Source organism: Streptococcus vicugnae, from assembly GCF_016461705.1.
Taxonomy (GTDB): domain Bacteria; phylum Bacillota; class Bacilli; order Lactobacillales; family Streptococcaceae; genus Streptococcus; species Streptococcus vicugnae.
The window spans coordinates 71,473-85,567 of sequence record NZ_JAEMHW010000001.1; the positions used below are offsets into that span (position 1 = coordinate 71,473).

The following is a 14,095-nucleotide window of genomic DNA, read 5'->3' on the forward strand; positions in this document are numbered from 1 at the left end:
TATCTTTACTCAAAGATATTGTAACATGATTTTGAAAGCCCTTCAAGCACTCATACTTTCATCAAAATCATAACCACCCGTCAAACGGGTGGTTTGTACAAGGGCTATAAGCCCATAACACCAGCCAGCGCCTAAAGACGCTGGCTTTCACTTTGTTCAAGCCTATTGCTCTTGACTCGTCACAAGTCTCTCAAAGAGACGTTCGTAATCACTTACTTATCCCTAAAGAGATCTTCATATTCTTTAACACTCAACTTATATTGCACTATATCATGTTTTTCTTGTTCTTGAATATATTTTTTTATCGTCGCTTCGTTAAGTCCAACTGTACTTACGTAATATCCCTCTGCCCAAAAATGTCTATTGCCAAATTTATATTTTAAATTTGCGTGCTTATCAAACATCATTAATGAGCTTTTTCCCTTTAAATAACCCATAAATTGAGATACACTTATTTTGGGGGAATACTTACAAGCATATGAACATGGTCTGGCATTAAGTAACCTTCTATTATTTTTACTCCCTTATATTCACATAAACGCCTGAAGATTTCTCCTAAACTACTTCTGTATTGATTATAAATAACTTTTCGTCTATACTTAGGAATGAAGACGATGTGATACTTACACATCCACTTTGTGTGTGATAAACTATATGATTTATTAGACATACTTTTTATACTCCTTTCGCTAAGCAATAAGCTTGAACAACTTTATTGTACTGCGAAAGGAGTTATTTTATATAACTATTGTTACCCACCCGCATAGCAGGTGGTTGTTTTGTCTCACACCTTACGGAGTGAGACTGACTAAAGTCATATAATAAAAAAGGTGACATTTTAATGACACCTTTTTATGAATTAATCTGGATAAATGTAAGAAACATCACCACCCCAGAATGAATCAAGTGGGTTGAACCAGCCGCGGAAATTACCGATGTACTGTTTTCCAGCATAATTTGCTTCTTTAACTTGAATACGTGTGTTACTTGATACAGCAGTTACATAAGCTACATGACCATAGCCACCACCATCATGTGGCCAAACAACAATTGAACCAACTCTTGGTGTTGTTCCTACTCTAAATCCTTTTGCACGCGCATTAACTGCCCATCCACCAGCGTTTCCAAGCCGATTAGGAATCCAAGGCGCCAAAGATTTTACACCCCATGTACATTGACCAACTGGATAAGTGTTTGTTTCATTAATGTAAGTTGTAATGCGTGGAGTTGAGGTAGTGGTTGGTTTAGGAACATTAACTGCATTAAAGCCTGATGTTACCCTTAACCCTTCAAAATTATTACTAATAGCATTTTGTCCATAAATATGAACACTATAGTCACCAGATGCATAACCGTGATTCCCTAAATTGATTTGTGCTTTATAAATTCCATCTCCTATTTTTGTTGTCGTGTACCATTTGATATCATCTTGTCCATTTGCATTAGACCAAACTGGAACAGTAATTGAAGTAATATATTCTGGTACATCAGTTACTAATACATCATAAGTTGTGTCATTAACTTTATTAATCTGGTAAGAAACCTCTTGCTTATCAATTGTAATATCTTGACAACTTATCCCTGACATCTTTCCATCTTGTGATACATACGTATGAATATTGTATTTACCGTATCCACTATGATTTTTTAAATCAGCAATTGTTGTTCCTGTACCATTATCAGCATACCATTTAAGATCATCTTGATCATTTTCTTCTGACCAAACAGCATAATAAAGCGTTCCATTGGTTGGAGCATAAATATCCGTAGACATTCGAATACCACCATCTTTGAGACTGAGTGTCGGCGCTTTTGGACTGATTCGTGTATTTTCCATGACAACTCCAGATCTGCTACCATCAGTATAAGTAGTATAAACATGAGTATTATAATTTCCTGCATGATTACCATGATTAGCTAAATTAAACTGAACTTTAGCTTGACCATTCGAAACATTTGAACTTGAATACCATTTAAGATCATCTTGACCATCTTCTTCTGACCAAATAGCAACATCAATACTTTTAATCGCTTTTCCATTAGTAGATTGCTGTGCAGTTACCTCAAAAGTCTTACTTGCTATATCAAATGGTGTTTTAGTTACTAGGGCATCTGACTGTTGATCTGCCATAACCGAATTAGTAAGAAATGCCATGCTAAGCACAGCTGTCGACAATAAAGCTGATTTGATTTTATTCAAAAAGCTGTTCTCCTTTTAATATAATGTTTTACACTATATTAATTCGGAAAAACAGCTAGAAAATAATATAAATTTATCCTTTTTCTTTCACAATATAAACTGGGCGCTTCTTGGTTTCTAGGAAAATTTTAGAAATATACTTTCCAATAATTCCCAAAGCAAGCAACTGAATACCACCAATAAATAGGATGATACAAACTAAGCTCGCCCAACCCGAAACACTACCTCCTATGGTAAGTTTACGGATAATGATAAACAAGATTCCTAAAATCGATACAATAAACGAAATCGCTCCAGCCCAAAGAGATAAATCAAGTGGTGCTTCTGAAAAATTAATGAAACCTTCCATAGAATATTTTAATAAACTCCAAAAACTCCAAGAGGTTTCACCTGCAACACGTTCACGATTTTCGTAAGCGATGTATGTAACATCAAACCCAACCCAAGAAAAAATCCCTTTAGAAAAGCGGTTAACTTCGCCAAGTTCTAAGATGCTGTCTACAACTTGTCTTGTCATTAAACGAAAATCACGCGCACCATCAACCATTTCTGTATCAGAGACAGCATTAATAATTTTGTAAAACATTTTTGAAAAGAATGATCGGATAACGGGCTCACCTTTTCGATCGGCACGACGTGTCCCAACAACATCATAACCCTCTTTGATTTTTTCATACATATCAATCAAAAGTTCAGGCGGATCTTGCAAATCAGCATCCATAACAGTAATAAAATCACCATCTGCTGCTTCAAGACCAGCTAACAAGCCAGCCTCTTTACCAAAATTACGTGAAAATGACAAATAATGAACATTCGTAAAGCGTTTTGCAACATCCCGAAGAACTTTTAAAGTTTCATCCTTTGAACCATCATTGACAAAAATATAATCAAAAATCAATTGGTCCTTCATTTTTGCTTCAATTTTTTGAGTTTCCTCTAAAAATGGATAAATTGTTTCTTGTTCATTGTAGCAAGGAACAACAATAGATAGTTTTTTCATTGGACTCTCCTCAACATGAAATAACACGTCTATAAGTATAGCATAGTCTAAAATAATTTTCATAAAAAACTATGAAAATAAAAAAAGAGAAGGTCTCCCTTCTCTAAAATAAAGATTAAGCGTCACTGCTTTTTCAGTTTTTGTCTTACTCGATAAAGGGTATGGCTAATTTTACGAGCTCCTCTTTCAAGTTTGGTTGGTTCTGCATTCACAGTAATCAAATCAGAAATGTGACGCAATGGTGTCTCAAGTGTTGCTGAATCTTGATTTTTAATTTTTTCAATAATCTCTCTGTAGGTTATTTCAACACTATAAAGTTGTTTGGCTTTTGCTTTATCTTGACTAGCTTGTCCATAAATAGTTTCCTGATTATCCAACATTGATTTAATCATATCAGTCAATTCATCAACATTCCCCAAATGGTACATTGATCCAATTTTAAAAATATCATAAGCTGTCTTATGTCCCAAATTATCTGATAAAATTACTGGTAATCCCTTCAGTATTGCCTCAACATAAACTAGGCCAAATGTTTCTTGAGCAGATGTGAAAACACAAATATCTTTATCTGTCAAATATTCCCATGGATTCGATTTGAAACCTAAAAACGAAATGTTTTTAAGTTGATGCTTATTAATATAGTTTTGGCACTCTTTTTTATAATCATCATCCCATGGACCAATAAAAACAAGTTCTAAATTAGAATGTTCTTTTGTTTGCAGACGTTCAAAACTCTTAATGAGTTCAAGTTGATTCTTACGTTCATTAATTCGACCAACTGAAACTATCCTAACCTTATCTCCCTTAGCCAATTCCATGTCTGGAATTTGAGTATAAGGAACAAAACATCCAATCTTTCTATTTTGGAACAATTGTTGAAGACTATTATTTAAATTTCCTGATACACTAAAAATCTCTGTAGAATACTCTGAAATAAAATCACATTTATCAAGATAATAAGAAAATTCTTTTTCAGGGAATTCATGAATCAACCAGTAATGTGGAATACCTGCAAGTTTTGCTGCCACCGCTCCTTGAAAGACATTAACAGTATTTGAAACAACTAAATCAATGGAGTATTCTTCAATGATTTCACCAATTTCTTTAATATTTCGACGATAAGATTCTACACGATGTGCTTTAGAACCTGGTTTTCCACCAGGTGCATCCTCCCACCACCACTTGGCAGCAGGAAGGTATATCATCTTAATTCCAACTTCATCATAATGTTTTCGATGTTCGTCTTGCTGCGGTTCTGGAATTTCCTGACAGACACTATAAATATTATATCCTTGAGATACCAAGTATTTCATTAGATAAAAAATAGATATTTCTGCACCATTATCAAATGTTGTTGTTGGTGTAACAAATAAAATATTTTTCATGTTTAACCTTTTATTTCTAAAAAATTCATTTTAATCGCTTTAGTAGTAGCGCGTGCCATAATTGTTCGATAAGCATTTTCAGCTATTTGACTACGATAAGCTTTATTAATAATTAAAGCCTCTAATTTTTCTTCCCATTCAGTATCTGAAGCCAAAATACCGTCAATACCATCTTCGATCATATCCTCAAATGAACCTATCCTACTAGCAACGGTTGGCACCTTAACAGCTGCTGCTTCTAACCACTTAATTTCTGATTTTGCTTCATTAAAGGTTGAGTGAACCAGAGGAGCTAAGTTGATATCAATAGCAGAAATCAATCGCGGTAGCTCTTTCCAATCAACATAGGGATGGGTTACAATTTGCTCACCAAAACAAGCAATGTCTTCAGGAATATCCAAATGACCAGCTAAATGTAATTCTAAATACGGGTATTTCTTCAATAACAAAATAATAGCTGGCTTAATCATTTCAAAATTTTCATTATGGGTTATTGAACCAGAAAAATATGCCATCTTAACTTTATTGTCATCAGATTCTTTGTGTGGTGTCTGTGAACTAATAGCAACCAATTCTTCTGATAAGACATTACGATTTATAATCACAGTCTTTTTATAGTTTTTCAACTCTTTTGCCAACTGATTTGTCGAAGTAATGACCGCATCACATTTTTCAAGCATTCTGCCATAACCTCGAACACTCTCATCATAATTATTTTTATCTACTGCTGACAACCCCTGCGTATAAGCAAGTTGATCAGTGTATTTTGTATCAAAAACTAAATCATCAATGTCGTAGAAAACCGGAACACCTGTTTTATTTGCTAACTGACAAACTTGGTTTAAAATAGGAAGATCTGGTGCACGATAAATAATAATATGACTAGCACCTTTACAATCTAACAACTGTAGTTTTGACATGTCAACAACCTTCACATTATATCCTAATTGCTCAAGTTGCTCTGCTTTGTTTAATACACGATATCGAGTACATTGCGGAATAATATTCTCAACACCATCAATGATTAAAACATACTTTTGTTGTGCCTTTTTCTTAAAATCATCAATAATAGTCATGATGATTTCAACTGGATAATTTGTTTTTTCTTCAATGTATGAGAAAAGTTCAGGAATTTCGCTATGACGTTCCAATCCTTGCCAAATAAATTGATCATCATCGTAATTTGAGAATGCTGAATATTTTATTAAAGGAGATCCCTGTTTTAGAACTCGTAATGGATGTATGTACATCGCACTATCAGTTGTATCCCTAATCAAAGCATCATAACGAAAACCTAAATTAGCAAAATATTTTGTAAAATATGTTTCGTGTCTTCCAATCGCTTTTTGACGTGAATCTGTATCACTAAGTTTTTCCCAATAATGATAGAATGACTTTTGATGTAATAGACTACGTTCAATCACAACAAAATACGTTTGAATATGCTCCGGAATATAACCAAAAGGATTTACTCCTGTGAAGTCTGGTTGAACTTCTCCCAACGAAACACCCCAAAAATCCAATGATTTTGAATTAACTGTTGAAAAAACTTCTTCTAAATCTCGAAAAGGACCAATGTTAGTATCATTAACTAACAATAATTGATCATATTCCTTCAATTTTTCAGAGCCTAAATTTAGAATTCCTGCTCTAAAAGCCGCTACATCGTAACCCTTATTTTCTCTTAAAGTAACTTTACCGATTTTTTCTAAGCGTTCAATGTCTGACTGTGATAACTCACCATTAACAACAATGTAAATATCATCAACAATTTTAGCTAAGGCCTCTAAGAAAATAACTTTATACTCTTGAAGTGTTTCTTTTCCTTCAAAAATATTATAAATCAAAACACGTTTTACACGTGGAAGATAGTCATTATCTCGAAAATAATCTCGAAAAGCACGAAGAATAATACATCTTATTTTAAAGAAAGCCTTCTTCCCAAAAAGAGCAACTTTTTTTAAAAGTTGTTTCATTTTATACAGTAGTGCTTTTAATTTTACAAAAAAATGTTTGTTACCAATAATCCTCATTTTCATTTCCAATCTTTTTTCTATTATATATTCTACACTAAAGCTTGCTTTTTTTCACTAGTAAATCTATTTTGAAGAATAATATTACAATATAAAAAGAGAGCTTTATTGCTCTCTCGATATTTTACTATTGAAAATCAAAGAAATCAGAATGCTTCAAAATATACCCTTTTCCTTCAGACAAATCATACTGAATTAATTTGAGATCTTTAGCAATTTCTTTACCATCACCATCAAGTTTATCTTTATCAACACTAGCTTTATTTAAAACTTCCGTTAACAATGCATAATAAGGCGATACACGCGAATTTGTATGGGCTAATAATTCAGCTGGAAAATCACTAGAATTAACTAATGGATAATCATCTTTAACAGTACCATGATTTGACCAAATAAAATAATCAGTCAAATACTGCAATTCAGGATTATCCTTAAAGATTGATTTTGGATAAATACCTGGTAAATGATCTCCATAGAATACAACCGTAATTTTCTTATCAATTCCTTCTAATTGCTGTAAAAACTCCGCAGTGCTGCTATCAGTATAACTCAAAAGTCTCGCATAGTTCGTTAAGCTTTCATTTTGGTCACTTGTCAAACCTTCTCCACTTGCCGTAATATCAGTCAAATCAGTTGGAAACCATGGTCCATGGTTTTGCATGGTCATCACAGAAAAGAATTGGTTTTGATTAGTATCAATCTTAGAGAGAATATTATCATAGGTTGACGTATCACTTGGGTAAGCTCCCAAAATATTAACCTCTTCTGCAGTATCATCTGACCCTGATGTAGCAACAAATTTATCAAATTTTAATTTCATATACACTGAATTACGTGCATAGTGAGTAGCATCAGATAAATGAATGGCAATCCTATTTTCTGGCTCAAAGGCATTACTAATTGATGGAATATAATTCATCTTCGGAATTACCTCAGTATACAGAACTGAAATCATATCATTGTAGTTATACATTGGTAAACCTGTTAAGGTCTGGAATTCCATATTAGCTGTTCCACCACCATAACCATCGGATTTCATTAAGCCCGATGTTGTTCCGGCTTGAATCTGTTGAATTTGCGGTATTACTGGAGCCGATAAAGTTACCCCAGGAACACGAGCAGGATCAGCTAAACTTTCACTTAGAATGAAGATCACTGTTTGATCAGAAATATTTTCTGTCCTTATGGCATTTATTTCACCAGCAAGATTTGTATATTTCTTATAAACTTTGTCAATTTCCTTTTGACTATAATTAGCTGGTTTTTCAATATCAGTAATTGTTATCTGTTTTAGCCATACAAAGCTCAAAGATTGAAATCTTGTATTAGCATTAATTCCTTGCCAATTGACATTATAAAGGTTATAAACAGAAGATAAAACTGGAATATGTTCAGGAATTCTTCCATCCTCTTGATTCTTAAATATCGATAATGTTCCTGAAAAAGCAACAACAATTGTAACGGCAACTGCTAATCGTTGTTTCCAATTTTTAAATATTTGCCCGGGCAAACACTTTTTCCTAACATAATACAAAATAACAATTGTCCAAAGTATCCCTACTATGCTTAATAAAAGAGCATTTTCACTAACATATTCTTTAAAAAATCCGATATCATTTAACCAAGTAAAATCTGCAATCAAAAATGGCTCATTACGTAAAGTAAATTTTTCAGCATTAATATAGCTGATTAAGACTCCTAAAACAATGTTAAAAACTGTAGCTGGTAAATAGCGATTAATAGTAATATAAATCACCATGAAACAAGCAAAGATAATTAAAATTTGAAATATCGTTGCTCCTGAGGCGATATAATACCCATAAGATTCACCTTTTTCAGTCACTCCCGCTTGAATTGTAAAATTAAAAATAAAAGCCAACAACAAACTTGTCGCAACCGATAAAGAAGGGGTTGGCTTATTCTTAAAAAGGTGACTTATTCCTTTAGCTGATGCATAAGTGATTAAACTAAAGAAAACATACATGCCAAGAGAATAATGCAGTAATTGTCCTGCATAAGCTGTCTTTTTAATATCTTCAACAAGAAAAAGTGTATTGGAAAGGAAACTATTTATTAATTGATTGCTTGTAACAATAAACATTGTTGCAATTTGACTCATTACTAAAATGTCATAGCGTTTCTTTTTCAGAGAAAAAGCATTAATAAACTCATTAGAAAAATAGCTTGAGAAGCGATTAAAGACCAGAGCTAATAACAGCAAACATGCTAAAGGAATTAAAAAGTTAAAATCCCAAAAATGTTGAAATTTTGTCCAGTCAAATTTTTCATTATTAAGATTTAAAGTAACTTTTACAAAATAAGCACCTATTACAAAAAGAAAGTAAATAAGTGGAAGATATAATAACCACCATTTATTATCCATTCTTTTTCGAATTTGGAGGGCATATAAGACGATAAAAACACCTAACAAAATCCAAATAAGCGGTGTAATAGTTCGATGATTTTCTAAGCCAATTACTATAATAAGATGTAAGTAGGTAATGAGAAAGGTTACAAAATAGGAAAGTAAAACACCTTTATTCTTCTTACAAAAATTACCTATTGATTTTAAAAATATCATTATACCTTTTGAAAATCCTTAACCTTTAAACTTTTTGTACAGACCAAGTAACTTATTAAACAAGGCAGCTGCCTTTTCTACTCCTATCCCTTTTGCCACCAAGCCAGTATATTTAAAACTTTTGTTTTCAATCTGCCTTGAATATTGTAACAAATATTCATAATTTTTTAAATAGTTTTTAATATCAAAGCTGTTTTTATATAAATGAACAAACGGCAAAATTGAAATATATGAAATTGCAAAATAGACTTTTAATGCTTCCTGTTTTTCAAATGGAAGTTTTTCGATATTATCAAGGCCAATTGAAATACTCTTTAAAATATCGAGAACATTTTTTTCTTTAACAACATTGGTGATACTTCCTGCTCGATTTTGACGATACATGTATTGTGCATTGTCAAAAACTGCATAACTTGTCATTAGCTTCAAAAGATTTGCACACCAAAGACAATCTTCTGAAAGGAAACCGACTTGAAAATCTAGAGAACCGTCTACAAATAAAGTTCTCTTTACACATTTATTCCATGCAGGTGCGGTTATCAATTCACGTTTAACTAAGTCTGTACAATCTTTCTTTATATTTCCCGATAATCCTTTATTACTGATTGTCTTCTTAACAATTTTATCGGTATAATGGTATGAGTAAGAATAGATAATAACATCAACAGAATTTTCATTAAGTCTATTGTTGATGTCGTTTAAAAAAGACTGACTTGACCAAAAATCATCTCCATCTAGAAAGATTATATAATCACCATTTGCTGCTTCAATTCCGCTATTTCGTGCAGCAGATAATCCACCATTTTTTTGATGAATAACTTTAACTTTTTCGGATTTTTGGGCAAGGCTATCAATGATTTGAGGTGTTTCATCAGTTGCTCCATCATCAACAACAATAACTTCAAAGTTATCATAATCTTGATTTAGAACACTTTCCACACACTCTTCGATATATTGTGCCACATTATATGCCGGTACAATAATTGAAAATTTCATTTTATCTCCTCTAATCATTTTTTACTTTTACAATAAACTGACGCAAACAGTGGTAACAAATAACATTTATCTAAAAGACTAAAAACTAACACTGCACAACGATTTGAAAATTTTTCGCCCTTCAAGCGACGTGATAACGGTGATATTTTTCTAGAAATATTTTGCTCACGTAAAAATGCTTTAATTTTCCTATTATAAGATAGGAATTGCTGTTTACTAGATGAACGTCCTGAAAATAAAAGATACCAAATATAATATCTATAAATAAAATATGACAAATAATCATCTGGCTCTGGATTATTTTCTAAAATTTTCTCTAGTAAGATACGGATATCTAAGCGATCATCTAAGCCACGTTGAGAGGTATTAGATACACTATCATCATTAAACATCCATTTATAGCCAGAATAGGAAATAATATTAATATTTTTGGTTTTAGCTAAAAACTGTAGGTTAAAGGCAACATCTTCTCCTATTCCATAATCAAAGAATTCAATGCTATTATTCAATAAAACTTGTCTTCGATAAAGCTTCGCCCAAGGGGCCATCACTATGTATTTTGCCCACTCAGTTTGACTTAAGCTTTCTTTAAACAAAACTTTTCCTGAATAAGTCATACGAGTATAGCCTGAAAAAACAGCATCAGCATTTGATTGAGAAATTGCTGTATACAGTTTTTCCAAATAATCTGTTTCTACTAAGTCATCATTATCAACAAAGGCGACAAAGTCGCCTTTTGCTTTTTGAATTCCTAGATTTCGTGTTTTTGAGACACCTTCATTTTCTTTATTAACAAAAACGATATTGCTATACTGCTTCGCATAACGCTCACAAATTTCAGCAGACATATCTTTTGAACCATCATTTAAAAGAATGATTTCATAGAAATTACTCTCTAATGTTTGATGTAAAAGTGAATCAAGACAGTCTGATAAATGTTCTTGAGCATTGTAAACCGGAACAATAACACTAATCATCCAATTGTACTCCTATACCCAATAATATGCCCATAAGACAGCAAATGACACTGCAACATTGATTAGAATGATAATTGTTGATAGTTTAATAATTGATTTTTGACTAAATTCAAATCTTAGTTTTGACTGGCAAAGACTAAACAAAGGTGCCAAATAAATCAAGAAAGGCGTGAAATATCGACCTTGTTCTCCATGAGCAATTCTATTCGCACCAACATTGTCAGGATTTGAACGTAAAGTCCATGCAAAATACATTCCTACGACAATAACTAGTACTTGAAGTGGAAAAATCAAAGCTGATGAAATTCCTTCCGTTTTAGTGACAGGAAGATATTCACTCAAATAAATTAAAATCAATACAACAATATCAATAAAGACTAGCCATAACGGTAATTGAGTCGTTAACCAGCCAAATTCTCCGAAAATACCAATAGTTAACAAACCATTTAAATTAACGTTTTCTTGTTGTAAGAAGAAAGTATTAAACATTACCCAAATAAAGTGTTGAGTTCCACCCCAGCCTTTTAAGAAGAAATAAAACGCAACAATTCCTAAGCAAACCGCACCTGTAACAAAATACCATCTATATTTCTTGAAGAAATTATAAGCTGGATTTAACACTTTTAAAAATCCTTCAAACTCAAAATCTATCATTACTAAGAACGGTAATAAAAGCAGGTTATTTGTTTTCGTTGAATAAAGGAATAAAGTTAATAAGATAAGCTGAAGAAACTTTTTATTAGTAAATGTTCTTTCTTTGATAAGATTAACAAAGAAAACAAAGAAACATGCAATCGAGACGTAATTTAAAACATCATAAGATAGAGAAGCTGCTTGCTGTAACATCATTGGTAATAACGAAATAAACATCAAAGCTAATTTACCGTATTTTGCTGCTTTGATAACAAAATACATCCCGATGATATAAACAAGAGCATTAACAATTCGTCCTACTAACATAATGACGCCATATGAAGGATAGATCGCACGTCCAATCAACATTCCAATTGCTTGAGGAAGATGAGCCACACTTTTAATTGAAACACTCAATTTAAAAGGAGCTGAAGAAAAATCTTGTTCCTTAGTAAAAAAACGATTTAGTTTTTCCTTATTGAGTACAGCAGGAGCTTCTGGCGAACTATTAGTGATTACTTCTCCTTGATGATGTGCAAGCCATTGAAGCGAATCTTCCTTTGCAGCATCATGTGTAATATTCCAAGCTAAAATTGCATGTGTTGTTTCATCTGGAACTTGCGTCACAGGAACCAAAAACATAAACAGTGCAACACAGGGAGCTGCTAAGAATAAAAATAATTTTTCTATTTTCATTTTTTCTCCTTATATGAATCTTTAGCGCTAAAATAGATAATTAGGGATACTAGTAACCACGTTAACATTGATAATGTAAATGAAATTGATGCACCATAAATGCCATAATGCTCAACCAAAGGATTGGCTGAAAAATAGGATACACAAAATCCGCTGGCAAATGAAATCACCAAAAGTTTTTGCTTACGCAAAACTGTCAAAATATTATCACAAACTGTCGCAAAAGTACTTGCTATTCCTCCAGTCATTAAAATAATAAAGGCAATCAAATACCTATTCAAATTAGTCGAATAAACAATATTTAAAATTGGAACCCCAATAACAGACACAACTGCTAAAATTAAGAATGAAATAACGACTAATAATTGCAATAATTTTCGACGGTAATGAACAAAAGACTCATACTCCTTTTTCTCAAGAAAAATAGCCATTTGCGTCATCATTGGTCTAAAGAAAATCATTGTCAAATTCATGGCAAAAACCGGCATAAAGAGAATATTAAAGTCCGTTTGAACACCAACTTCAAGTAAGCCTTGCTCAAATAAATTGTCTAATGCATATTTTGGCTGATTATAAATGGAAACCAACATAAAAGCATTAATAAATAGTGGACTACTTTCTACTAAAAGACCTCTGATTTGTTTAAATGAAAAATGAAATGCTTTAATTTTACTGAAATATCGACTTAACCAAAAATCAAAACCAAAAACAAAAGCAAATGATAACACATTCATGATAATCAATGATAATAACAACTCATGTGTAATAATCAATGTAATTGTAAAACCTACAAAGATAAATCCATTTCTAAAAAAAAGAGATTTTCCCGCAATATCAAGGCGTTCGTGCTGTTGAAACATTCCCTGAAAAACATCAGATAAGGCATCACTACAGCGATAAAAACAAATCAGTAAAACACATAAAGATTTGTAAGCGTCATAGCCATGCATAAGAACATAACCAAGGGCTACAAGCAACATAATAAAGATAGTTAACACACGTGCATAGAAATAATTATTAAAAGAATACTTCTCTTTAATATCTGTTGCTTGAAAGTCACGAACTTGAAAAGTAGCTACTGTAATCAATAGATTTCCAACAGCATAAGCAATACTAAAAACATCGGCATTATAGCTATCCAATAAACGAGCTACAGATAACAGCAAAAGCGTTGACATAGCTGCTGAAGCTAAACTTCCCAAAATATTCCAAGCAAAGACTTCTTTTTGAGAGGCTTTCTGCCCAATTTTCAATAATTTAATCATCCTTCTTCTCACTTAATGCAATTTGTTGTGCCAAGCTTTTAATTTTTGAGCTTTGAATAGAAACAATGCGAGTTAGTGAGAAAAGAATCCACAAACTTAAGCAAAACCCAACAAAGAAAACCAGATTCATTGGGGAATAAATACCTAATAAATTAGCCAATACAACCAATAAATTTGGGAACCAAACAGCAATCAATAAAATAACGCTTAGAATATACCATGATAACGAATAACGAATAGATAGTTTATCCTTCTTAATCAAATGGAATGAGTAAGCAACAAAAAGTACAATAACAATTGAGATAAAAAGGCTCGCTGTTTGTGTCATC

The 14,095-nt window shown here is 32.4% G+C and carries 10 protein-coding genes and 1 pseudogene; all 11 read right to left on the reverse strand.

Going from position 1 to position 14,095, the window contains the following annotated elements:
* Positions 1–212: 212 nt before the first annotated feature.
* Positions 213–670 (reverse strand): annotated as a pseudogene (gene tnpA, locus JG537_RS00395) (IS200/IS605 family transposase).
* 189 nt (positions 671–859) lie between these two features.
* On the reverse strand, positions 860–2,200 hold the full coding sequence (locus JG537_RS00400; protein WP_199542357.1) for a GBS Bsp-like repeat-containing protein: 1,341 nt from the start codon (positions 2,198–2,200) through the stop codon (positions 860–862).
* Between the two features lie 73 nt (positions 2,201–2,273).
* Positions 2,274–3,200 carry a glycosyltransferase family 2 protein gene (locus JG537_RS00405; RefSeq protein WP_199542359.1) on the reverse strand — a complete coding sequence of 309 codons (927 nt, stop codon included), beginning with the start codon at positions 3,198–3,200 and terminating at the stop codon, positions 2,274–2,276.
* 122 nt (positions 3,201–3,322) lie between these two features.
* Entirely contained in the window at positions 3,323–4,585 is a 1,263-nt protein-coding gene (locus JG537_RS00410) for a glycosyltransferase family 4 protein (protein ID WP_199542360.1), read from the reverse strand.
* 2 nt (positions 4,586–4,587) lie between these two features.
* A complete protein-coding gene (locus tag JG537_RS00415) occupies positions 4,588–6,624 on the reverse strand; it encodes a rhamnan synthesis F family protein (RefSeq protein ID WP_199542361.1) in 2,037 nt (678 codons plus the stop codon).
* A 121-nt stretch (positions 6,625–6,745) separates the two neighbouring features.
* Positions 6,746–9,199 carry an LTA synthase family protein gene (locus JG537_RS00420; protein ID WP_199542362.1) on the reverse strand — a complete coding sequence of 818 codons (2,454 nt, stop codon included), beginning with the start codon at positions 9,197–9,199 and terminating at the stop codon, positions 6,746–6,748.
* Positions 9,200–9,217: 18 nt separating this feature from the next.
* Positions 9,218–10,195 (reverse strand): glycosyltransferase family 2 protein, encoded by a 978-nt coding sequence (locus tag JG537_RS00425; RefSeq protein ID WP_199542363.1) that lies wholly within the window; start codon positions 10,193–10,195, stop codon positions 9,218–9,220.
* A gap of 14 nt (positions 10,196–10,209) precedes the next feature.
* Complete coding sequence (locus tag JG537_RS00430; protein WP_199542364.1) at positions 10,210–11,172, reverse strand: glycosyltransferase; 963 nt, start codon at positions 11,170–11,172, stop codon at positions 10,210–10,212.
* A gap of 12 nt (positions 11,173–11,184) precedes the next feature.
* Positions 11,185–12,501 (reverse strand): DUF2142 domain-containing protein, encoded by a 1,317-nt coding sequence (locus JG537_RS00435; protein WP_199542366.1) that lies wholly within the window; start codon positions 12,499–12,501, stop codon positions 11,185–11,187.
* Complete coding sequence (locus JG537_RS00440; protein ID WP_199542368.1) at positions 12,498–13,766, reverse strand: MATE family efflux transporter; 1,269 nt, start codon at positions 13,764–13,766, stop codon at positions 12,498–12,500. Before JG537_RS00440 ends, JG537_RS00435 begins: the two co-directional genes overlap by 4 nt.
* A complete protein-coding gene (locus JG537_RS00445) occupies positions 13,759–14,094 on the reverse strand; it encodes a DUF2304 domain-containing protein (RefSeq protein ID WP_004232324.1) in 336 nt (111 codons plus the stop codon). Before JG537_RS00445 ends, JG537_RS00440 begins: the two co-directional genes overlap by 8 nt.
* Position 14,095: the final 1 nt, after the last annotated feature.